We start from the raw sequence: 22175 nt of genomic DNA, 5'->3' as shown, positions 1-22175 counted from the left end.
AGATCTAGTTTGCAGTGCTGATGAGCGCAGCGTCGATGAGCGCGGTGTAGACACGCTCCGGTTCTTCGGCGATGCGATTGAGTACGTACAGCCACCACTGTGTTCCGAAGATGACGTATTCGCGTGTGGTGAAGCCCGCTCCTCGGAGTGCGTCCAGTTGCTCGGTGCCGAGGCCGAGCAGCATCTCGAACTCGACGTGCTCGCCTCTGAGCTTCGAATCATGTTCGGCGCGTAGTGCTTCGAGGATGTCGCGGTCATGTGTCGCGATGGAGACCTGGTGACCCGAGTCGACGATTCGGGCTGCGTAGTCGAGATACGCGCTGCGCAGTTCGGCACTACCGCGTGGGTAGGCGACGGACTCGGCTTCGAGGAAGGCGCCCTTCACGAGACGGATGCGGCCGGGTCGGTCCAGCAGAGCGGCGAGATCCTTTGCCGTGCGGTGCAGTCGGGCCTGAACGGTGATCCCCACGTGAGTGAAGCGCTCGGCCAGTCGCGCGTGCATGTCGAGGACCAGGTCGGTGCGATCGGACGCTTCGGCGGAGATGATCAGCTCGGCACCGGCGCGTTCCGTGGCCTCGGCCAGGCGCACGACATTGCGAAAGCACTGCTCCGGATCGATCACCAAGCCGATGTGCGAGAGGTCGAACGACACGGTGCTCTCGACACCCGACGTGCCGATTCGTTCCGCGAGTTCCACGAAAACATCGGTTTCGGCGTTCGCGAGCTCGGGATCCCGGACGCTTTCCCCGGTGTATTCGATGCTCGCCTTGTGTCCTCGCGCGAAGATCGAGGGGAGGCGGTCGAAAGCGTCGTCGATGGTTTCGCCGCCGATGTAGCGAGCGGCGACTTTCCGTGCGAGTGCTGCAGTCGCAGCGTTCGCCATGGTGCGTTCTTTCAGGGATTCGTCGAGTGCGAGGCGGCGTAGGACGTCTGCGGCCTGGGCTTGTAGATCCGTGTTCACGGCTTCAGCGTATCCGGACGAGGGTGCGGGAATTATTCTCCAGACCCTTGCGTTCGATCTATTGTCGATATATCGTCGATACGTCAAACAAACACAGACAGTCCAGGAGGACAACATGTACGCCCCACACAACAACCCAGAAATGCAAGAACGTCGCGAGCATGGCCGCCGAGGCCCGCATCGTGGACACGGTTTCCGTCGAGGATTCGAGGGCGAGCGCCCCGAGGGTCGCTTCGAAGACCGAGCAGAAGGACGCCCCGAAGGCCGACGCGGTCGGCCCGACCAGCGCGGATTCGGTCGACCTGACCAGCGCGGACACGGTCGGCCGGGTTTCGGTGAAGCCGGCGCAGCGCTCCGTCCCGCGATGGGCCTACTCCGAGGTGCCGCTGTCGCGGTAGCCGCAGGTGGGACCGCTGAGCAGGTAGCCAAGGCCGAGGCAATTCTCGCCGAGGCACGCCGAGCACTGTTCGAGATGCTGGCGGAAAAGTCGGCTGACGCGCAGCAGGCTCACACAGAATCTACCGACACGCTGCCGGCAGAGTGATCACGGCGCTCAGGCGCCGACGGTGACTTCCTCGCTGTTCATGCCGGAAACGTGGCCGTCGGCGCCCTCTCGCCAGTACCCGACAACATTGTGCTTGTCGCGAGCAATTCCTCGAACTTCCCTCAGGTGCTTGCGAATACGACGGCTGGTTGCGCTTTCGCACGCCACCCACGCGTAGACGTCGGCCGTTTCGGATTCGGGAAACTCGACCTTCTCCACAGCTTCGAACAGCGCGCTCGGCGCCTTTCCGAGGCCACTCCCCACGAGCCACGTGTACGTGACGTCGCCGCGAGTGACAAATTCCTGTCGATCCTCTTCGGTTTCGACCTCGATGATCGCCTGTGCGACATCGCCTTCACGAAGTTCTTCGACAATCCTGCCCAGTCCGGGGAGACCCGTGGCGTCTGCGACCAGCAGCTGCCAGCGAGGACCCGCCGGTGCTTGGTAGTGGGACCGCGAACTGTCCGACCAGAAGACGCCTAGTAGGTGACCTGGTTCGGCCCGCAGGGCCCAATCCGCTGCAATACCGCCAGGGTGCACGACGAAGTCGATGTCCAGACGTCGGCCGCCGTCGTGCACCTTGCGCACGGTGTAGTGCCGCCACGGTGGCTCGGTTCCGAGATCGGCCTTGCCGTAGTCGGGATTGTTGAAGTAGTCGTATTCTGCTTCTGTTTCACCGGGTTTCGGGAACGCGAGGTCGATGCGCTCGTCGCCTTGTCCGCCGGTCGGCCAGTGCCAGTCGCCTTCTGCCTCGATGCTGATTCGCCGCATGTGCGGGGTCAGGGACGTGACGGTGACAACGCGGGCGGGTTCGCAGAAAGACATGCCTCGACCCTATGGGTCCGGCGTGTCGAAGTGGAGACAGATGCTGTCGCAAGACGGACATCGAGCGCAGCCGAAAAGGCCAGCGTATGCCCCGGGGCATGATTCTTCCCCGGTGCACACGCTGGCCTTTTCAGTTATGTCGGTTCACGCCGCTGTCGGTGGGCTGTTCCCGCCGATCGGCTGTTGATACGGATCGATCGACATGGGTGGGTAGAACACTGTTTTTCGGTCGGGGCCGATCTCCACCCGCCACTCCGTGTGGTGCAGCGTCTGGTGGTGATGACCGCACAACAAGATCAGATTGTCGAGATCTGTCGGGCCGCCATCGTTCCAGTGAACAATATGGTGGGCATCGCACCACCCGGATGGTGTTCCGCACCCCGGAAACGCGCACCCACCATCGCGAACCGCCAACGCCCGCCGCTGCGGAACTGTCGCCGTTCTCGCTTCCTTGCCGCAGTCGAGCGGAACACCATTCTCGTCCAACAAAATCCGCGTCACGGTGCAGTCGCAGGCGAGCATCCGGGCGGTGTCGATGCTGATCGGGCCCACCCAATCCGTCCACGCGAACCCGAGTTCCTGAGTGGACGGCAGCAAGTCCTTCAAGGACTGCAGATCTGTCATGTCTTTCGCGGACGCGGTCACCGTGATGTGTGGTTTCACTCCGCCTTCGATCGGACCCAACCCCGCCCGCTCATACCGGCGCAACAATTCGCAGAACCCGTCCGCCCGCCGCAGCGCCGGAGTACGCGTGTCCTTCACGCCGTCCTTCTCCGGCGTCGGAGCCGACAGACTCGACAACAACGTGAGCAGACGCGCCCCGTTCACCGCATCCAAATCACCCTTCACCGACACCCGCCCGTACAAGCCTTTCGAGGCGTAGAACTCGTTACGCTCCGAATCCTCACCCACCGGAACCCCGTCCTCACGCTTGCCGTACTGCTTCTCGATCCGCCGGATCGCCGCCCGCACCGCATCACAATCCGCGATGTTCTTCGACGCCAGGCCAAGCAAGATCCCGCGGGCCTTGTCCACATCCGCCAGGGTCATGTTCTTGGGCGGATGCTGACAAAACGACGCCACCTGACGGGCTTTCAACGCATCCACGTCACCGCGATGAAACGCATCGCCCACAACGGGTTCGAGCATCAACAACCGCGCCAACCCGACCAGCAGACTGCACTCACCGATCTCCAGATTCGTCGAACCATGCAACCACTGCGCGATCGCCCGAAAACCCTTCCCACCGAGAACCTCCCGGGAAAACATCTCCACGATCAGCAACACCATCCGCGACTGCAACTCGTGCCGGACACGCACCAGATCCAGAACCTCACCCTTGAGGTCCTCGCCATCCAGTTGCCACGCATCCCGACTGTCCATGCTCAAAGTTTAATCGAACAAAGTTTCGAACACAAGAGAATCGCAGGCGAAAATTGCTGCTGTCCAGCTACTTTCGACAATTCGGGCAAATGTCAGATCGAACCCAGCTCCCGCGCACGAGCTACCGCCGACGTCCGCGACTTCACTCCCAACTTGCCGAAGATGTGAACCAGGTGCGACTTGACCGTGGTCTCACTCAGGAACAGTTCTTTGCCGATCTCTCGGTTGGAGCGACCCGCCGCTACCAACTTCAGAACTTCGATTTCCCTTGGGCTGAGGCTGGTTTCGGGTTTGCGTACCCGAGTCATGAGCTTCGACGCGATGGCGGGGGAGAGAACGCTGTCCCCGCTCGCAGCGGCGCGGACGGCTGACAGCAACTCGACCGGTGGTGTGTCCTTGAGTAGGTACCCGCTGGCCCCGGCCTCGACAGCGCTCAAGATGTCTGCATCCGTGTCGTAGTTGGTCACGACGAGTACGTGCGGCGGATTCGGCAGCGCGCACACCGCGCGGGTGGCGTCGACGCCCGTCTTGCCGGGGCCGAATCGCAGGTCCATGAGCACGAGGTCGACCGGCGTGGTGGCGCAGAAGGCTATGGCTTCCTCGGCGGTGCCCGCTTCGCCGACTACCTCGATGTCGGCTTCGCTTTCGAGCAGCGCTCGTAGCCCGGCGCGCACGATCGCGTGATCGTCGGCGAGCAGCAGGCGGATCACGGTTCGCCGACTTCGAGAGGAAACGTCACTGCGACGGCCGTGTGTCCCGGCTCGGACTCGATTGAGAAAGTCCCGCCCTGCAGTTCGACGCGTCGGCGAATTGCATTGAGGCCGAAAGATTCCGCCGGGCCACGTTCGAGAACTGCCACGTCGAAGCCGCGACCGTTGTCGACCACGTCGAGGCTGACGGTGTCATCGGAATAGGTCAGTGTCACAGCCATTCTGGTTGCATCCGCATGGCGGAGAACATTGGACACCGCGCCCTGAGCGATGCGTACCAATGTTGCTTCGAGGGGCATCGGCAGCCGCACTGCCTCGCCTTCGACCACGGAGCGCGCTTCCAGTTCAGGACTGCTCGCGCGTTCGCAGATTCGACGAAGCGCGTCGGCGAGCGACTGACCGTCCAAGGCCGCGGGCGTCAATTCGGCTATGAGTTGGCGGGTTTCGGCAAGACTGTCCGCGGCAGTTTCCCGTGCGAGGCTGATCTGACGGATGGCCGGGCTGTCCGGATCGGCGCGTTCGGCAGCGTGAAGGAGCATCTGGATGCTCGAAAGTCCCTGGGCCACGGTGTCGTGAATCTCGGCGGCGAGTCTTTCACGTTCCGCGAATTTTCCGGCATCGCGAGACGTCGACGCCAATTCTTCACGAGTATTCATCAACTCGTCGATGAGACGACCGCGCTCGGCTGCCTCGCGGTACAGCGCTTGATATCCGAGGCCGATTGCAACCGCTACGGCAGCGCCGATGATCGGGCCGACGGCGCCGGCAATCGTCCATCCACGATGCAGGCCGGTGCCGACCACGGCGACAGCCGTTGCCGCGGTGACGGCGAGAAGACTCCAGGGGCGTCGCAGAATATGGAGATAGAGGAAGAAGAGTCCGAACGCGAGGTAGGCGGCGTCGGCGGATACCGCCATCGTCGCGATCCAGACGAGGGTCAGCACGGCCAGCCACCAGCGGGCAGCGTTGCCGCGCAGCCTTTTGGCGACCCCGAAAAGATAGACGGCAACGAAGATCACGGCCAACGCGATGATTGTTGCGGTCAGGTCGGATTCGTCGATCAGCGCTCGAAGAAACACCACACCGGCCAGCGCCATGACAAGGACATGCAGGCCCAGTTGTAGGCCGGCGAAGACAGGCGTGAGCGGAGATCGGTGCATCTCGCCCAGCTTAGCGAGGTTCGGGCCTGGTTCATCCATCAAAAGTTGTAAACCGGGATGGTTCTTTCGAGCGCTGGAATGTCGATCCGAGGTGCGATGGAAAGAGTCTGCATCTGCGAGAGCGTAGAGGCAAGCACAGGAAAGGAATTCACAGTGTTTGTCGCAATGAGGGACTTACGGGCAGCGCGAGGTCGTTTCGCGCTGATCTCCGTCGTGGTTCTGTTGGTTGCACTTCTGGTCAGTTTTCTCAGCGGGTTGACTGCAGGACTTCGCCATCAGAACGTGTCGGCCATCGAGGCCATGAATGCCGACACGGTGGTGTTCGCCGACACCGGAGCCGGGGCGTCGTTCGACGAGTCGGCGCTCACGCAGGACCAGGTCAACGCTTGGACCTCCACGTCGAAGGACGTCGATCCCATCGGAATCGGTCGCGGGAAAGCGGGATTGGCCGACGGAAATCAGAAGTCGGTGGCCCTGTTCGGCGCTGATGGCGGTTTCGGTGACGTGACGCCGTCGGCGTCAGGCACTGTGGTGTTGAGCGAAGGTGCCGCCCGCGAACTGGGGGCGGGCGCCGGCGATCAGGTGAGCGTCGGTACGAAGCAGTTCACCGTCAGCGCCGTTCGCGGTGACGACTGGTACAGCCATTCGCCCGTCGTCTGGATGACGCTCGACGACTGGCAGGCGGCCAATCCACGCGGCGGAGTTGCGACAGTACTGGCTGTCACCGGAGCCTCTGACGCTTCCGCAACGGACAAGGCGGCTGCGACGACGTCGACGACGGTCAGCGGTTCGCTCGACGCGATCGGTTCGTACAAGTCGGAGAACGGGTCGTTGACGTTGATGACGCTCATGTTGTTCGCGATCTCAGCCCTGGTGATCGGTGCGTTCTTCACGGTGTGGACGATCCAGCGAACTCCGGACATCGCGACGCTGAAAGCGCTCGGTGCGACTACCGGTTCGCTGGTGCGCGACGCACTGGGTCAGGCGCTCATCGTTCTGATTGCCGGTGTCACCGTCGGAATCGGGCTGACGGCCGTGGCCGGATCGCTGATCGGTGACGCCATGCCGTTTGTCCTGGACGCATCCACCACCGTCGTACCTGCCGTGGCATTGATCGGGCTCGGTCTGCTCGGCGCGGCCTTTGCACTTCGATTCCTCTCGACCACCGATCCACTCACAGCATTGGGGAGCGCACGATGACCATGACAACCGGCACCACAGTTCTCGACATCCAGAACGTCGATCTGACGTTTCCCGATGGGCAATCGCGGGTGACGGCGCTGGACGACGTGTCTCTGCGACTGCACCGCGGCGAGATCGCCGCGATCACCGGGCCTTCGGGTTCGGGTAAGTCCAGCCTGTTGGCGGTGGCGTCGACGCTGATCCGTCCGGATTCCGGGCACGTCTATCTCCGGACGCCGGAAGGCAGCACCGACATCGCTGCGCTGAGTCGGCGGGCGGCGTCGGAGCTGCGACGCTCGTCGATCGGCATCGTCTTCCAACAGTCGAACCTCGTGTCTTCGCTGACTGCACTGGAGCAGCTCGAGGTGATGGCGCATCTGGGGCAGTCCGTGTTCACGTCACGGGCCCGTCGCAAGGCCGTGAAATCAAAAGCGATGGATTTGCTGGACGCTGTCGGGCTCGCGGATCAGAGCGGAAAACGGCCGTCCCAGCTGTCGGGAGGGCAGCGACAGCGCGTCAATCTCGCGCGAGCATTGATGAACGATCCGCAGCTTCTCGTGGTCGACGAGCCCACGAGTGCGCTCGATCAGGAGCGCGGTGCCGCTGTCATGGATCTGATCATCGGGGTGGTGCGGGAACGCGAGGCGGCAACCCTTCTCGTGACACACGACCGAAGTCACCTGTCTCGGATGGATACTGTCTATCGTGTTGTTGACGGTTCCTTGGCGGAGGATCAGGAGGCGCTCGCGGCGTGACTCAGGCGGGCACGATTCGGGCATTCGTCACTGCATCCGGGCGGGAAGTCAACCCGCGATTTGCTGGGCAGTTAGACTGTTGTCGACTCGGGCAACTTGAGAGGACGTGTTATGGAACGCCGCCGCAACGTTGCGCAGCCGCCACAATCGCCGATTGCGGATCTGGAGCAGATGCCTGCCCTGATTCTCCTCGACAGGCTTCCGGTGCCGGTCATGGCCGTTCACCGCGATGGCAGCATCGTTTTTGCCAACCCGTCTTTCGCTGACATGCTGGGATATCCCAAGAAGGCCGTCTCGGCGTTGCGTTTGCAGGACATCCTCTACGACAAGGATGCCGACGACGTCAGTGCAGAGCAGGCCCATCGTGAACTGAGTTCCGAGCCGGGCTCGGTCAAGGAGTTCGTGCACTCCGACTCCACGTTGGTGCGCGCGACGGTCAGCCAGTCTCTGCTCCGACGGGACGACGACACGATCACCCTTGCCGTCCTCCACGATCTGACGGAGCGCCTGTGGAACAACCCACGGCACATCGACGACAAGCCCACCAAGTAATCCCAGCTACTTCCGGGATTTGACGGTTCGGTCCAGGCCGAGGGTGGCGGCAAGGGTGTTGACCACCCATTCTTCGTACTGTTGGCCGGTCCAACCCGCGCCGACCACGAGGTCTGTATAGGTCTCGGGACTGAGCAGCGTGAGTGCGACGTTCACAGCTGTTTCGAGGTCGACGGTTGGCGCTTTTTCGACGATGCCGACCATCAGATGTTCCTGCACAGTGCGTCGCTGAGTGCGGTTGATTTGCCACAGACGGGCGGCGTCCTCGTCGGCGGAAGCGGCGGCCCGCAGTGCCAGGAGGATATCTGCGGTGCGTTCCAGAATGAGCCGTCCGTGGTGAACCTGAATCCGGAGTTGCCCGAGTGGATGTGGGGCGCCGAGTGCTGCCGCCACCCACGGACGGTCGAGAGTTGCCGTCTTTTCCTCGTCGCCCGCAACGGCCACGTCGAGCAGTGCTGACAGCACGCTCGGCTTGTTGCCGAACACGAAATAGACACTCTGCACCGACACGCCCGCCGCCGCGGCAAGCTGCTTGATCGTGGCGGCCGCGTAGCCGGGATCGACAAAAACCTCACGCGCTGCCTCGATGATCTTGCGCCGCGCCGACGTGTCTTCCCGAAGAACCTCAGTCATGATTAGAGTCTAACTCTAGAGTCGAACTCTAGCGACTCGGGAGGCGAAGTAATGACGAAGGTTCTTGTACTCGGTGGCTACGGTGCCGTCGGGATTCCCCTGATGAAACAACTCGCGAAGGTCCCCGAAATCTCCGCGTACTCCGCCGGCCGTGACCCTGCCCGCGCGGACGTCGTCGTTGATCTTAAAGAACCAGGCGCGTATTCGACTGTGGTTCGAGACTTCGATGTCGTGGTGAATGCCTCGGGTTTCGAGGATGTTCGCCTGGCCGACGAAGCGGTACGCGGTGGGGCGGCATTCGTCGACGTCACGGCGACCTCGAACTACTGCGAAGAACTGGAAGCGGTCGACGGACCCGTCCTGATGGGCGTCGGATTGGCGCCGGGATTGACCAGTGTCCTTGCCGCCGAGGCGCATCGACTCGGCGGGGGACCCGTGGACATCGTGATCGGCCTCGGCGGCGGAGAACTACACGGACCGGCCGCGACGGCGTGGACGTACGGAATGTTGGGCACGAGGTTTCCTGATCCCGACGGACGATCGATTCGCAACTACACCGGGATGAAGACGTTTCGAATACCGGCCGATGCGACCGGCTACCGCACCGGTCCTGCTGTGCGGGCCGACTTTTCGGACCAGCATGCGTTGACGCGAGACCTCGGTGTTCCGGTCAGGACGTACCTGCGATTGGACACGTCCACCGCGACGCTCGGACTTGCGGCCATGACGTGGGCACCCGCGCTACAGAAGGTCGTGCCGAAGAAGCTGTGGGGCTCGGATCGTTGGGTAGCGATGGCCCGAGCGGATACCGGCCCGGCGCTGTGGGTTTCGGGGCGTAGCCAGTCGGTCGCGACGGCAGCTATCGCCGCGCGCGCCGTGCAGGTGATTCGGGATGCCGCGATCTCGAAGCCGACGTGGTTCCACGCGGTGGAAACCACCGAGTCGTTGCAAGCGGCGGTTCCCGAACTGTCAGTGCGGCAATGGGATGGTGCGAGCCGATCGTCCGGCAAGACTGTCCACTAGTCGGGGCGAGCCGAGAAACGGCAATCCGGCGGCCGCATTGGTGAGACAACCGGGTACGACGACGCGGACGACGTGCAGGCCGGCGTGGAGAACATCAGTTGTGGTGAGATCGACCCATGCCGGCCGGAAACCGGCTGCCGTCAGAGCGCTTTCGGTGCCGGCGGCTGATGTCAGAGAGTCGAGTCCCACCTCGCCGACGACGGCACCGACCAGCTCACTCTCGAATCGTGCTTGGATCTCCGGGTCCAGGTGAAGTTGCAAGTGGCATCCGTAGTCCATCACGTCGGCAAAATCCGATCGGTAGGCGCCTGCATAGCTTCGGTCAGCTCGCCAAGGCGCAAGCGGACTGGTCGGGGAGGCCGCGGCTCGACCGATGCCGCTCTGCGGGTTGTCGTAGTCGGCGGAAAGCAGCTGCAGCTGAAGCGCTTCGCCGAGTGACTTGAACGCAGCGGTCTGGGCGTCTTCGTGGCAAGCGGTACCCATGGTCGAGTATCCGGTCAGTCGGTCGCAAACCAGGGCGCCCAGGACGGGGATCTCAAAATCACTCTCGAATGAAATCCACCTGGTCGAGAGGCTGTCGTGATTGCCCAGTCGAAGAAGCGCCTCGGGCATGCCGGTGACGACCCGAACACCACGCCGCCCGGTCCAGGACAGCGTCATCGCGTCTCGTTCGACTATCTCGCGCAAGGCATTGTCGATTGCGAACTTCACCGAGGGTCCGGCGGCGAGACCCGCCTGAGCTACCGGAGAGATCGCCGGACCCGTCCGGGCGACGAAATGAGGATACGAACCCCAGACGAGTTCGGCCGGTACCCAGATATCCGAACCCGTGATCAGGTCGGCTCCGCGAGTCCAGTCCATCTCCAGATCGTCGGTTGGTTCGACGAACGGGAACTGTGGCCGCGCGTACTGGGCGGCGTCGAAACGCGCGAGTTGTGACAGGTCGATGCTTGCTCCGATCAAGGCATCGGCCGACCCGCGGACGATCGGTTTGGCGACGATGTTGCCGCAATATCGTTCCACCGCTTCGCCTATCGCAGCTGCGGTAGGCCGTGCACGGTTGCCCAGATCGAAGCAATATCCGGCGCCGGCCGAGTCACTGGACCAGGGTGAAAAGCGTGCTGAATCACTGACATACGAGTGAATCAGCTTGAACTCGGGCGGAAAGTGCTGGGGAACAACGGCGTCGACCAGCTCTCGAATGATCCCAGTTCGGCGGTCGACGAGCGAAGATGTCATGCGAGGGGGACCGGCAGATGCAGATGGGTGGTCGATGCGCTGGTCAATCTGCTACCTCCAAGAAGGGGAAAGGCTGCCGGGGCGTTGTTGTACAGGCCCGGAGTCAGGACGCGGACGACGTGCAACCCGGCAATCGAGATGTCGCCGGTGGTGAGATCGACGGAAATCGGCTGGTGTCCCCGTGACGTCAGAAACGCTACGAGAGAAGCCAGATCCAACGGCGCTTCGTCGGGAATCTTTGATACCGAAAGTGTTTCGGTGTAGTCGAAGAGATGTTCCTCTGCGGCCAGAGCCATCGTGGGATCAAGATAAAGTTGGGCGACGGTCGGCAGATCGACGACGTCTTTCCATTGCGGATCGAACTCGTTCCGGTAACGACGGTCGGCCCGAAAGGGTTTGTACAGGTGCGCCGGCAGCGTTCCGTCCGCCACGCTGCGCCAGGTCGGCCCGTCGGGGTCGGCGAGGTCGATCGTGATGGCAAGTACGGCATACGCCTCGACAAGCGCCTTCGAGACTGCCGCCTCCACCGTCGGTCGACAAGCTGTGCCCAGCGCGACCAGTCCACGTCGGTCATCGCGGATCCACGCTGCGGCGACGGGAATGCCGAAGGGGGAGGGAAGCAGCAGCACTCGAACGCTCCGGGTCTGGCTCTCCAGATCCCCGAGTTGGCGGTGCGCAGGCAACCGCTCCCAGTCGGAAAGCTCGATCGCCGGCTGTGACCGGTCCCCGCACCACCACAGCGCGGTGGCATCGCGTTCGAGAAGTTCCAGCAGAGCTGACATCTCGGCCTCGTCGCGTGAGCGTCCCGCTGCGATTCCGGCGTACTGCAACGACGCGATCGGTGGCTCGCAGCGACGGGTGCCTGTGTAGTACCCGAGATAAGTCAGGGCCGCAGGCACGTAGGTGGGCACCTTTTCGTCCATGGTGTGACCCAATGCCCAGCGAATGTTCAGATCAGAGGTGAAGGGAACAAAGGGGAATCCGGGAAGGCGGTACTGATCCTCGCTGTACAACGCAAATTCAGCGGGATCGACGACCCGTGAGCCGGCCAGTTCCAGCGCTGACGCACTGCTGCGGACCAGATCCTCGGGGACCACGTTGCCGCAATATCTTTCGACGGCCTCACCGGTTGCCGCCCCGCGAGCTGCTGCATCGTCGCGTATCGAAGCCCCGAATCCGTAAGGGTCCGCGCGAAACAGCGAACCGCTGCCGCCGACGTTTCTGGTGTCGGCCACCCTCGCGGCCCAACCGACCCAGCCTGTCGGCATGTCCGAGCGAATGTGTGGTTCCAGTGAGGTCAGCACGCCGCTCCGGTCGTCGACCAGCAAGTCATCCACCGGCAGTTCCTCCGCGTATCGGCAGGGTCAACGACCCGGAAAATGATTGGTGCAGTGCGGTACTGCGTGTTCCTCGATAGCGATCACCGTCTCCGAGATTGCGTGCGAGTCGTGGGAAGTCCGAGCCGGCGATCCGCAGCGTCAAGACATCACCCGCGCGCACAGTGTGCAACACGGGATCCAGATCGATTGTCACCATCGTCGGCTGCAGGCTGACACCCGCGCCCCGTGCGATCGATCTGGTAACTCCAGCGGGATCGACGACGCTCAGTTCGGCGATCCAATCGGCTTCGCCCTCGGGTGAATACACTTTCAGCTCCACCGATGGTGTTCCGGAGAGTACGGAGTCGTGCTTGATATCGAAAGTCCAGAAAACACAGTCGTTTCGGTCCCGTGAGGCGTCATACAGGAAGCTGCAGGCCGCATCCTTCCGATCTGGTTCGAGATGAACGCGATTCGCACCCGTGACAAACGGTTCGGTCGACCATTCGCCGACACCCCGGTCGAATACCCGATTGATGGTCAGGGGCCGCGCAGCGAATACCGATTCCATCCACTCGACCTGAAGGCGGCCGAAACTTGTCTCGCCGACCATTCCAGGGCGGAGGTCGTGCGCCCAGGGGCCCACGATCAAACTCTGCGGCCCGCGCCCAACGGACGTGAAGTGCCGCAGTGTCTCCCGAATCATCGCATCGTCCCAACCGCCGATGTGCAGCCCGGCGATGTCGAGTTCGGAGAGTTCGTCCGCGGACACCAGATCATCGCCACCGAAGTCTTCGCGTTTACGAGCGCGAAGGATCGGCGTCAACCAGCCCGGTGAATCGGAGGTCAGGCCGACCTCCTCGATCATCGACTGCACCGGGAGATGTTCCAGCAAAGACGAATCCGAACGCATCAGTTCAGGGATGAAACCCTCACGAGAGGAAGACGAATCTCCGTGCTCGCCCCACCACGCCAGATGCTCGGCGAGGAGAAGTATCCCCGAGGGATCACGTTTGACGCGGTCGCTTCCGATGGTCGGCACCTTGGAGACGACGCCGTCTACACGAAATGACCGATCGGCGCTGTTGGTCTCGGCAGCAAATGCCCAGGCGGTTCCGGCCGCATACGAAGCCCCGCTTGCGATGACGCACTCCGGTGTCCACGGCTGATCCTGCAGCCACTCGGCAAGGGCGGCGCTGTCCTCGCGCTCGTGGACGTACGGTACCCAAGATCCGGTGGAATCGTGCCGTCCACGTACGTCCTGACAGATGAAGGCAATTCCTCGTGATCGCCATTCGAGCCCCTCCGCCAGATGCCATCCACGCCCGTACGGGGTGCGGATCACGATCAGTCCCCGCGGTGAAGAATCCGGTGGGAGAAGCACATCCGTAGCCAACGAAGAACCGTCTGCCGCCGGGATCTTCACTCCGAGTGAGATCACCGGAGCGTCGGCGAAGGCTCGAGAACGCCGCCCGGCAGAGGTAGCACGGGATGGCGAGTCATCATGAGGGTTCGCGGATTCATCCGGATCTGGTGGTGAAGGTGTGATGGCGGTGCGCCATGTACACCAGCCACGACGTCCGAACATGCAAGCGCACTGGCCATTGCGGCTGCGGTGGGTTCAAGTTCGAGCGGGCGAGGTTCGCTGCCGGCGAGGTGATTCCACAGTGCCCGCAGATGATCCGGGACGCGCGACGCGGCAAGCCGTCGACCGCAGACGTCCCGGTAGCTTGCGCTGCCGATACCGCCGAAGAAGGGTCCGATGCAGATCTCACCCAGCTCCGCGTGGACGCGTTGCCACGGTGTTTGGTTTCGGCGGCACCAGGTATCGAGTTCCGACCACTCGTCGTGAGGAGGAGCACCGGCAACCGACAGTACGAGGTCCGACGACGCAACGTCGTCTTCGATTGGCGCAGTGGTGGATACGACTTCGAGATGCGGAAGAGCCTTGGAGAGCAGGGCGATGCAAGCATCGGCAACGGGTCCGATCCCGTCCATCAGCACACGCTGTGGACCCGGAATCTCCGGCGCTTGACCCGGAACAACCAGCACGCCGCGAGAGACGAGGGCGTCGGCGATCTCGATAGCTCCCGGGCCGAGCACCGAACCAGAGCGCCTGAGAAAGTTGTCGAGTTCCGCGAGGTCTTCGGCCGGCGCGCCGATCGTGACCGCGTTCTCGTCCGGTGTCAGGTAATGCCAAACACCGTCCGGGGTCGGATACAGCTGGTGTCCGTCGGCGAGGGCGTACACGGATCTCCTTGTCGGTGCCCGCACCCGACGAGTCGGATGCGGGCGGGGTCATCGGCAGATCAGACTGTCGAAACAGTCTGGATCAGGGGAGGTTTCAGCTCTGGAAGCTGAACGGGTTGTCGACGAGGGCGTTGGTGCCCACACCCTGCAGGGCGTGTGCGGACGTTGCCTCGGCAACCGGCTCGAAGGTAAACGGGTTGTCGACGAGAGCGTTGGTGCCGACGCCCTGGAGTGCATTGGCCGGAGCCGAGTTGGAGACGCTGTCGAACGAAATGTTGCTCATTGTCATCCCTTCCGTAATGGAAACCATTTCCATTACGATGCCACCGTACGAAAGATCGCCACGGAGAGCAACAGGTACAAGAGAGTGCATACATGAGCGAGACCCCGACGACGGGATCCGTCGAAGCGCAACCACATGTCTTTCGGGACAGATCGTTTCGATTGTTCTTCACGGCTCGTACGATTGCCGTAGCCGGTGCGGCGGTCACCGGAGTGGCCATGCCGATCCTGGTGTTCGACATCAGCCGGTCTCCGTTTCTCACCTCGCTCGCGGCTGCGGGGACGGTTCTGCCGTATCTCGTGTTCGGCTTGTTCGCCGGCGCCGTGGCAGACCGAGTCAACCGGCGGACGGTCATCCTGTGTGCGCAGGCCGTAGCTGCACTTGCTTTGGCGAGTATTCCGGCGGCGCAGGCACTCGGCGTATTGACGGCGTGGCATGCCGTCGGCGTATCGATGTGCATCGGAACGTGTTTCGTGTGGTTCGACGCCGCTGCTTTCGGAGCGCTGCCTGCTCTGGTCGGTCGGCAGAGGATACCGGCGGCCAACAGCGCGCTGTGGACGTCCAGCACGCTGATCGATGTTGTCTTTCCGGCGATAGCCGGCGTGCTTGTGGCCTCGATCGGCCCGGCCTACGCATTGGGTGCTGATGCACTGGCTTACGTACTGGCCGGGCTGGCCATGGCCTCGATCGGAGCCTCGTTTTCGATTACTCCTGCGGCGCCGAAGAAGTCGGGAACCGGAATTGCGCGTGACATACGCGAGGGCCTCAGCTTCCTCTGGCGGTCGCCGCTTCTGCGAGCCTTGACCGGCGTCGGCTTCGTCAATTCCCTGACGCAGGGTGCGGTTACGGCGCTCCTGGTGGTGTACGCATCCGAGAGGCTTGGGATTTCGACGTCGAGTCCGATGATCGGCGCCGTGTGGACGGCCGTCTCCGTGGGTGGAGTGGTCGGGGCGCTCGTGCTTCCACGCCTACCGGCGCAGTGGCCGGTCGGGGCGATCACTGTCGGGGCGCTGACCATCGCCCCGGTGGTGCTGTTCGTCGTTGCGACAACCGGCAACACCGGCGCCGCGATCACGGCGCTCGTCGTCTACTCCGGCTGTGCGACCGTCACCATCCTCAATGGCATCGGTGCACGTCAGCGCCTGACTCCGGATCGTCTGCAGGGGCGCGTGAACACCACGGCGAGGATGGTCGCCTGGGGTGGTTCGCCGGTCGGCGCCTTGATTGCCGGGGCAATCGCAGGACGCTGGGACATCGGCACCGCCTACCTCGTTGCGTGCATCTTTGCGCTGGTCGGGGCGCTCTTCGCGTGGGCGAGCGCGCTGCGGACCGACCCTTATCCGCACAAATGAGCATGTGACTATTAATGAAAACGACTGTCGTTATGGTTAGATCCACCTGTTCATGACTGCGAACCCCACCGACCCAGGAGTGCGATGACGCTGACCAGCGAGGCAGCACCACGAGTGCCGTCGCGTCCACATCCCGTCGGCGAGCGCGGGTACGTCCCGTTTCTGTTGGCCACGGCGGTTGTGCTTGTCGCGGTCTCCACCGTCGCGGTGTGGTCGGGTGCCGCGTCGGTGTCCTTTGCCGACGTGTTCGCGGTGTTGTACGCACACGTCGGCGGTCCGCCGGTCGACCCGTTGCTCGATCGGATCGTGTGGGGATTGCGGGTACCGCGCATTCTGATTGCGGCATTGGCGGGCGCCGGGCTGTCGCTGGCCGGCGCCGTGCTGCAAGCGTTGGTGCGCAACCCGATTGCCGATCCGTACATTCTGGGCGTGGGTTCCGGAGCATCCTTCGGTGCAGTACTGATCATGACGACCGGCATCGGCACCGGCCTGTCGATCGGTGTTCCGGTGGCAGCCTTCCTGGGGGCCATGGTTTCCCTGATCGCGGTTCTCGTACTGGGTCGGCGAGAGGGAATGCTCGTCCCGCTGCGCATGGTCCTGGCCGGAGTTGCCATCGGCTATCTGCTCTCGGCTGCAACAAGTTTTGTGCAGTTGCGCGCCGATCCGAGTCAGCTTTCGGGAGTGCTCTTCTGGTTGCTGGGCTCGGTGAGCGGGGCCAGTTGGTCGGATCTCGGTGTGCCCGCCGCGGTGATCACCGTCTGCGCGGCAATTCTGTTGACACAATCGCGCCAACTCAACGCGTTGGCCATGGGAGACGAGAGCGCGCAATCGGTCGGCGTGGACGTGCGCCGTACCAGGTTGCTACTACTGGTGATCGCGTCGTTGCTGACCGCGGTTGTCGTATCCGTCGCCGGGGGAATCGGTTTCGTGGGGCTGCTCGTGCCGCACGCCGTACGACTTCTGGTCGGTTCCGATCACGGCAAGCTGCTCCCCGCGACCGCGTTGGTTGGTGCCACCTTCCTGGTGATCGTCGATCTTGCGGCTCGGATGTTGGATGCGCCCAACGAATTACCACTCGGGATCATCACCGCCGGATTGGGTGCACCGTTCTTCCTCTGGTTGCTTCGACGGGACGGCGGTGCGCAGTCATGAGATTGTCGGCCAGCGGAATTCACGTCGTTCGGGGCGGACGCCTCGTGGTTTCGGGTGTAGACCTCGAAGCGCCCGAGGGAAGCGTGGTCGGACTCGTCGGACCGAACGGCAGTGGAAAGTCCTCCCTCCTGCGCGCGTTGTATCGCTCGATGAAGCCTCGAAGCGGAATCGTGAAGGTGGACGAGGTGAATGTTTGGGACGATCTCTCGCCTCGATCGGCGGCACGCATCATCGGTGTTGTGGGGCAGGAGCATTCATCCGATTTCTCGTTCAGTGTCCGCGAGGTGGTTGCAACGGGTCGGACGCCGCATCACAGCGCGTTCTCTCGACTCGGTGAGATCGACCGAGACATCGTCAGCGCAGCACTGGTGCGAACCGGCATGCAGGGCTTTGGATCACGTCTCTTCGCCGAACTGTCCGGCGGAGAAAAGCAGCGTGTGATGTTGGCCCGGGCGATCGCTCAACAACCGTCGCTGCTGGTCCTGGACGAGCCCACCAACCACCTCGACATCCGTGCTCAACTCGAATTGATGGAATTGGTCGCCGAACTCGGTACCACGACGATTGTCGCGATCCATGAACTCGCCTTGGCCGCAGCGTATTGCGACTACGTCTGTCTGCTCTCCGGCGGGGTAGTTGTCGCGACAGGACCAACGGCCGAGGTCCTCACCGAGGACCTGCTGTCCGAAGTATTCGGGGTTCAGGTGCATCTCGGCACTCATCCGTTGACCGGGCGCCCCCTGCTTTCGTTCGCCCCTCCGCTCCTACACACGAAAGAAGCAGTGTCTTGAAATCCTCGATACGTACTGCCGCGCTGTTGTGCTCGGCCGTTACCGCCACCGCAGTACTGACCGCATGCGGAAACTCCACGGCGGATTCGGCGGCGTCGTCGTCCGAGAAGATCACCGTCACCAATTGTGATCGCGAGGTCACGGTGCCCAAGACGGTGGAGCGGATTGTCTCGCTGTATCCGTCGATGACGGAACTTCTCATTCAGCTCGGCGCCGCCGACCGCATTGTCGGACAATCGAATACCGACCTCTCTCCTCCCAGCCCCGAACTCGCTGATCAGTTCGCGGCCGTGCCGGTACTGAGCACCGGAGTTCCCGCGAAAGAAGCATTGCTCGACGCCCGTCCGGATCTGATCGTCTCCGACGGGGAATACTGGTTCGACGGTGACCGATTGCAGACCATGGACGAATTGCGTGACCTCGGCATCCCGATCTTCGTGAACAGCGGCTACTGCCACAAGGCCGTCACCGAGGGGCGGATCGACGACGTCTGGTCCGACCTCGACGGTCTCGGCGCCTTGACCGGAACTAGTGACGCGGCAGCAACCCTCCTGGCCGACGGCAAGAAGTCCCTCGCAGCAACCGAGGCATCTGTCGCCGGGCAGGAGCCGGTTCCCACTGTGATGGTTCAGGTTTCGGAGGGACAGTCCTATGCTCTGGCCAGGGGCCTCTACAGCAGTGTGCTCGAGGCCGCCGGGGGAAGCAATCTTTTCGAGAACGACCTTCCCGACGGAAAGTACTTCGGCCAGGTAGCCACGGAATCGGTGCTCGCGAAGTCGCCGAAGGCTGTCCTCGTCGTCTACTCCACCGAGTCGGCTCGGGAATCCACCCTGGATGCTGCGCGGACGGCATTTGCCGGAACCCCCGCCGCGGCGTCGAATGCGATCTTTGCCGTTCCGGAGGCGTGGTTCGCCGGCGAGTTGGTCTCGATCGACGGGGCCGGCGAGGTGTCTCGCCTGCTGCACCCGGGTTCGTGACCGCACTCGAGCGAATCGAGGCCGTCGTATCGCTGCATGCAGTGTTGGACCGGACGGTGAGTCCGTCGGAGCTACCGTTCGACGAGCACGCACTGCCGCCGGTGACGTGTGAATCCGTGGAACTGCCGGCCGCGACGCCACTGCCGGCCTGCGGGTTCGCGGACGTCTTGCAGGCACGACGGAGCCGCTACGACCCCGCACAGACGGTACTCCGAGCAGGCGAGCTGTCAAACGTGTTGCACCACAGCCTTGTCAGCAGCCCGACGGCGGGCGGGATGCGCGAACTGACGCTGTCGTTTGTTCTCAGCCGACCCGGAGACGAGCTCGGAGCCGGGGTATACCGATATGCCCGAGGCCGTGCCGAAGCTGTCCGGCCAGGCGACGTGCGAGAGCACCTTCGAGCGAGCCTGCTCCAACCCGAGTTCGTCGACGTGTTCCCGGTTCTTCTGTTTGTGGTCGCCGACGTCGAAGCGCCACTTGAGAAGTACGCGATGCGGCACTACCGCACGATGCACGTGGATGCCGGTGTGCTGGTTCAGAATCTGTACCTCGTGACCGAGGCGATGGGACTTGCGGGCTGCGCCATCGCAGGATTCACGGATGCGCGAGTGGCATCTCTGTTGAATCTCGCGACGACGCAGCTTCCCGTCATGGCTTTTGCACTCGGGAGGCGCAGCTAGGTCAGGCGAGAATACGTGCCTTCTGGGTCTCGAACTCGGCCTCGGTCAATACTCCCGCATTCTTGAGTTCGCCCAGCTTGGTGAGCTGTTCGAGCTTCAAGTCCATCGATGCTGCCGGAGCTGCCTGCGGTGGCAGGGGTGGTAGATCGGGAATCGGCGGCACCGGCTGGGCCTGCGCTGCGCGAGCCTGATCTTCGGCGGCCCAACGGGTCCGCTGACGGCGCTGAACATTGCCGTGAATGGAGCTTGCGACGGCTACCCGGCCGGCTCGCCTCAAGAAACTCATGCGTCCTTCTCCGTATTGCCTGGTGCGGTGTTGTCGAGTGCGGTGGCAAGTTCGTCCAAGCTCAGGTGACCTTCGGTGACAATCTTTGCGCCGCTGCGTGTCCACGCGTCGATCACCGGCAGTATGGCCAGTTCCTCGTAAACGAGCACGGCGGCAACACTACCGGTGGCCAACTCGTCACCAACGGCGGCGATGTCGCCGGCGTCGAGCAGTCCGGAGGCTGCGCCGTCGAACTGCGCCAGATCGAAATCTGCGAGTTCGAAGGTCGATGCCGGTACGACGGCCACTGATCCATCGGCGGCTTTGGTGACGAACTCGAGGTCGAGGATGCGGATCACGCCGGAGTCGACGAGAGTGAGCAGCTGCTCGAATCCTGCGGAGGTCGGTGCACCGCCGGGAAACTCGACGGCAACGTATTCGATCGGACCGAATTGGTCTTGGTTGGACATCGGTTACTTCTTGCCCTTCGTGGGTTGCGGTTCTTCCAGAGCAGGTACTTCGTCGGGCATGCGGCCGGCCGGAATGATGGCGAGCAGGGAGAGTCCGGCGAGGACGAGTAGCGAGGTTCGCAGGGCGCGCAAGCGCGCTTCGGTGTTGATCCGGATGGCTTCGTCGATCTGTGCTTGTGTCGCCGAGGTGTTTTCGAGCGTCACGACGAGTTGATCGTTGGGGACGAAGTTGACCTGGTCGAGATTGATCCCGGACTCGACCTTGAGTGATGCCGGGATGGTGGGGTTGTCGATCAGCTGCGAGCTGACGAGGGAACCGAGGATTCCGACGGCGAAGACGCTGGCCACCGCGATGCCGACGCTGCCGGACATGTTGTGTACCAGTCCCCGCCAGGCACCGACGTCGCCGGCCAGTTCCTTGGGAGCTGCGGTGAGGAGGGTGTTGAACACCAGCGCAACGATGGCGCCCTGCCCGAGGCCGAGGGTGATCAGTCCGATGACGACAAAGATCTGATGCCAGTCGCCACGAATGGTGAAGGCCAACAAGATGAGTCCAGCGGCAACGACGACGAACCCGGCTCGTGCGATCAGACGCGGGGAGTACGTCTTGTACAGACGCGCGACTACGGTGCTCGCGATGAAGATCGAAAGTGTGTACGGGATGATCGAGAACGACGTCTGCAAGCTGCTGCGGCCCTGGATGATCTGCATGTACAGCGGAATGAGGAAGTTGGCCGCGGTTCCCACGAACATCATCGTCGCCATGCAAATCGTGGTGGCGCGCTCGGCGCCGGTCTTGAGGACGTCGAGGTTGAAGAGCTGAGGCTTGTTCTGCGCCTTGCGGCTTCGCGTCCACTGGAAGAATCCCTGCGCGCAGATGGTGCCGAGGACGATCAGGATGGCCGCGGGTGAAACACCGATGACCGAGAACGGCGCAGCGTCGGTGGCCAGGATGACGCCCCACGAGTTCAGGCCGCTGAAACCGAAGCTGAGCAGGATGACGGCAACGGCAGCAATGGCGGCGCCGGCCCAGTCGATGGTGATGTCCTTCTGCGGGGGAACAGGTTTGACCCGGAAGCTCAGGATCAGGTTGACCACCGCGAGAGCCACGACGAGGGCGAACGAGTATCGCCACCCGATCGTCGTCGCGAAGGAACCGGCGATGAGCAGCGCCAGCACACCGGCCGCCGGGATTGCTGCTGCCAGGTAACCGATGGCCTTTGCCTGCTGATCGCCACTGAAGTTCGTGGCGATGAAGACCGTCAACGCAGGAGCGATGAGGGCGATCACGGCGCCGGATGCAGCTTGGGCCACGAACAGCATTGCCGGGCTCTGACTCAGGGCGACCGCGGCCATTGCGAGGCCGTGAATCGCGACGGCAATCTGGAAGACCAGACGCGTTCCGTAACGGGCGCCGATCTTGGCCCCCAACAGAATGAAGGCAGCCATGGCGAAGGTACCCGCGGTGATCGCGGTGCCGACACTTGTTGCGGGCGTGTCGAGATCGGTGGTGATGCCGGCCATCGAGACGGTCAGGGCGTTGACGGCGAACGACGCCTGAATCTGGGTGAGGACCACCACGATGAGTGGTAGCCAGGAGGCGGTGCTCACGGCGGCCGTTGTGGCGGCCGCGCCAGGCTTTACGGACATGATGGGTCACGCCTTCCTC

24 protein-coding genes are annotated in these 22175 nt (G+C 63.0%); 10 read left to right on the top strand and 14 right to left on the bottom strand.

Annotated elements, in window-relative coordinates:
- Window positions 1-4 precede the first annotated feature (4 nt).
- The gene (locus AC1Q61_RS13045; RefSeq protein ID WP_042920644.1) at window positions 5-961 is read right to left on the bottom strand and encodes a proline dehydrogenase family protein; all 957 of its coding nucleotides are present in this window, start codon (window positions 959-961) and stop codon (window positions 5-7) included.
- A gap of 115 nt (window positions 962-1076) precedes the next feature.
- Between AC1Q61_RS13045 and AC1Q61_RS13040 the strand changes: the two genes are divergently transcribed.
- On the top strand, window positions 1077-1505 hold the full coding sequence (locus AC1Q61_RS13040; protein ID WP_241064889.1) for a hypothetical protein: 429 nt from the start codon (window positions 1077-1079) through the stop codon (window positions 1503-1505).
- A gap of 9 nt (window positions 1506-1514) precedes the next feature.
- Here the strand turns inward: AC1Q61_RS13040 and AC1Q61_RS13035 are convergent, their stop codons facing one another.
- The 4 genes from AC1Q61_RS13035 to AC1Q61_RS13020 form a co-directional block, all read right to left on the bottom strand.
- Window positions 1515-2330 (bottom strand): siderophore-interacting protein, encoded by an 816-nt coding sequence (locus AC1Q61_RS13035; protein WP_215515558.1) that lies wholly within the window; start codon window positions 2328-2330, stop codon window positions 1515-1517.
- Window positions 2331-2474: 144 nt separating this feature from the next.
- On the bottom strand, window positions 2475-3713 hold the full coding sequence (locus tag AC1Q61_RS13030) for an HNH endonuclease signature motif containing protein (RefSeq protein ID WP_042920637.1): 1239 nt from the start codon (window positions 3711-3713) through the stop codon (window positions 2475-2477).
- A 92-nt stretch (window positions 3714-3805) separates the two neighbouring features.
- Window positions 3806-4423, bottom strand: coding sequence for a response regulator (locus tag AC1Q61_RS13025; protein WP_003943536.1), 618 nt, complete (start codon window positions 4421-4423; stop codon window positions 3806-3808).
- Window positions 4420-5622, bottom strand: coding sequence for a sensor histidine kinase (locus AC1Q61_RS13020; RefSeq protein WP_003943587.1), 1203 nt, complete (start codon window positions 5620-5622; stop codon window positions 4420-4422). Before AC1Q61_RS13020 ends, AC1Q61_RS13025 begins: the two co-directional genes overlap by 4 nt.
- A gap of 114 nt (window positions 5623-5736) precedes the next feature.
- Between AC1Q61_RS13020 and AC1Q61_RS13015 the strand changes: the two genes are divergently transcribed.
- The 3 genes from AC1Q61_RS13015 to AC1Q61_RS13005 all read left to right on the top strand — a co-directional run bounded on the left by AC1Q61_RS13015 (window position 5737) and on the right by AC1Q61_RS13005 (window position 8072).
- Complete coding sequence (locus tag AC1Q61_RS13015; RefSeq protein WP_042920776.1) at window positions 5737-6783, top strand: ABC transporter permease; 1047 nt, start codon at window positions 5737-5739, stop codon at window positions 6781-6783.
- Entirely contained in the window at window positions 6780-7520 is a 741-nt protein-coding gene (locus AC1Q61_RS13010; protein WP_003943539.1) for an ABC transporter ATP-binding protein, read from the top strand. Before AC1Q61_RS13015 ends, AC1Q61_RS13010 begins: the two co-directional genes overlap by 4 nt.
- A 111-nt stretch (window positions 7521-7631) precedes the next feature.
- The gene (locus tag AC1Q61_RS13005; protein ID WP_003943598.1) at window positions 7632-8072 is read left to right on the top strand and encodes a PAS domain S-box protein; all 441 of its coding nucleotides are present in this window, start codon (window positions 7632-7634) and stop codon (window positions 8070-8072) included.
- A 6-nt stretch (window positions 8073-8078) separates the two neighbouring features.
- On the opposite strand, the gene AC1Q61_RS13000 is transcribed toward AC1Q61_RS13005, so the two are convergent.
- On the bottom strand, window positions 8079-8705 hold the full coding sequence (locus AC1Q61_RS13000; RefSeq protein WP_003943606.1) for a TetR/AcrR family transcriptional regulator: 627 nt from the start codon (window positions 8703-8705) through the stop codon (window positions 8079-8081).
- Window positions 8706-8756: 51 nt separating this feature from the next.
- On the opposite strand from AC1Q61_RS13000, the gene AC1Q61_RS12995 reads away from it, so the two are divergent.
- Window positions 8757-9728: a saccharopine dehydrogenase family protein gene (locus AC1Q61_RS12995; protein WP_037126088.1), complete on the top strand. Its 972-nt coding sequence runs from the start codon at window positions 8757-8759 to the stop codon at window positions 9726-9728.
- On the opposite strand, the gene AC1Q61_RS12990 is transcribed toward AC1Q61_RS12995, so the two are convergent.
- The 5 genes from AC1Q61_RS12990 to AC1Q61_RS12970 all read right to left on the bottom strand — a co-directional run bounded on the left by AC1Q61_RS12990 (window position 9675) and on the right by AC1Q61_RS12970 (window position 14819).
- A complete protein-coding gene (locus AC1Q61_RS12990) occupies window positions 9675-10967 on the bottom strand; it encodes a YcaO-like family protein (RefSeq protein ID WP_030535883.1) in 1293 nt (430 codons plus the stop codon). The genes AC1Q61_RS12995 and AC1Q61_RS12990 overlap by 54 nt on opposite strands.
- On the bottom strand, window positions 10964-12304 hold the full coding sequence (locus tag AC1Q61_RS12985; RefSeq protein WP_492650890.1) for a YcaO-like family protein: 1341 nt from the start codon (window positions 12302-12304) through the stop codon (window positions 10964-10966). Before AC1Q61_RS12985 ends, AC1Q61_RS12990 begins: the two co-directional genes overlap by 4 nt.
- Complete coding sequence (locus AC1Q61_RS12980) at window positions 12297-13727, bottom strand: CocE/NonD family hydrolase (RefSeq protein WP_042920632.1); 1431 nt, start codon at window positions 13725-13727, stop codon at window positions 12297-12299. Before AC1Q61_RS12980 ends, AC1Q61_RS12985 begins: the two co-directional genes overlap by 8 nt.
- Window positions 13724-14536: a hypothetical protein gene (locus AC1Q61_RS12975; protein WP_058227369.1), complete on the bottom strand. Its 813-nt coding sequence runs from the start codon at window positions 14534-14536 to the stop codon at window positions 13724-13726. The genes AC1Q61_RS12980 and AC1Q61_RS12975 overlap by 4 nt, the downstream gene beginning before the upstream one ends.
- A 94-nt stretch (window positions 14537-14630) precedes the next feature.
- The gene (locus AC1Q61_RS12970; protein ID WP_003943543.1) at window positions 14631-14819 is read right to left on the bottom strand and encodes a streptamidine-related RiPP repeat protein; all 189 of its coding nucleotides are present in this window, start codon (window positions 14817-14819) and stop codon (window positions 14631-14633) included.
- A gap of 92 nt (window positions 14820-14911) precedes the next feature.
- Between AC1Q61_RS12970 and AC1Q61_RS12965 the strand changes: the two genes are divergently transcribed.
- The 5 genes from AC1Q61_RS12965 (at window position 14912) to AC1Q61_RS12945 (ending at window position 19771) form a co-directional block, all read left to right on the top strand.
- Window positions 14912-16171: an MFS transporter gene (locus AC1Q61_RS12965; RefSeq protein WP_042920631.1), complete on the top strand. Its 1260-nt coding sequence runs from the start codon at window positions 14912-14914 to the stop codon at window positions 16169-16171.
- 84 nt (window positions 16172-16255) lie between these two features.
- Complete coding sequence (locus AC1Q61_RS12960; protein WP_042920630.1) at window positions 16256-17323, top strand: FecCD family ABC transporter permease; 1068 nt, start codon at window positions 16256-16258, stop codon at window positions 17321-17323.
- Complete coding sequence (locus AC1Q61_RS12955) at window positions 17320-18114, top strand: ABC transporter ATP-binding protein (RefSeq protein ID WP_042920629.1); 795 nt, start codon at window positions 17320-17322, stop codon at window positions 18112-18114. The genes AC1Q61_RS12960 and AC1Q61_RS12955 overlap by 4 nt, the downstream gene beginning before the upstream one ends.
- The gene (locus AC1Q61_RS12950; protein WP_064113842.1) at window positions 18111-19091 is read left to right on the top strand and encodes an ABC transporter substrate-binding protein; all 981 of its coding nucleotides are present in this window, start codon (window positions 18111-18113) and stop codon (window positions 19089-19091) included. The genes AC1Q61_RS12955 and AC1Q61_RS12950 overlap by 4 nt, the downstream gene beginning before the upstream one ends.
- On the top strand, window positions 19088-19771 hold the full coding sequence (locus AC1Q61_RS12945; RefSeq protein WP_042920627.1) for a SagB family peptide dehydrogenase: 684 nt from the start codon (window positions 19088-19090) through the stop codon (window positions 19769-19771). Before AC1Q61_RS12950 ends, AC1Q61_RS12945 begins: the two co-directional genes overlap by 4 nt.
- A 1-nt stretch (window position 19772) precedes the next feature.
- Here the strand turns inward: AC1Q61_RS12945 and AC1Q61_RS12940 are convergent, their stop codons facing one another.
- From AC1Q61_RS12940 to AC1Q61_RS12930, 3 genes are read right to left on the bottom strand one after another with little or no spacing between them, the layout of a single operon-like run.
- Window positions 19773-20057 carry an SHOCT domain-containing protein gene (locus AC1Q61_RS12940; protein WP_007735909.1) on the bottom strand — a complete coding sequence of 95 codons (285 nt, stop codon included), beginning with the start codon at window positions 20055-20057 and terminating at the stop codon, window positions 19773-19775.
- Window positions 20054-20506, bottom strand: coding sequence for a DUF6325 family protein (locus tag AC1Q61_RS12935; protein ID WP_007735911.1), 453 nt, complete (start codon window positions 20504-20506; stop codon window positions 20054-20056). Before AC1Q61_RS12935 ends, AC1Q61_RS12940 begins: the two co-directional genes overlap by 4 nt.
- 3 nt (window positions 20507-20509) lie before the next feature.
- Window positions 20510-22156 (bottom strand): MFS transporter, encoded by a 1647-nt coding sequence (locus AC1Q61_RS12930; protein ID WP_050657053.1) that lies wholly within the window; start codon window positions 22154-22156, stop codon window positions 20510-20512.
- Window positions 22157-22175: the final 19 nt, after the last annotated feature.

It is taken from the genome of Rhodococcus sp. MPR-R1B, from assembly GCF_058793255.1.
The sequence above is the reverse complement of the archived record's forward strand: the minus strand, read 5'-3'. Positions and strand labels throughout refer to the sequence as shown.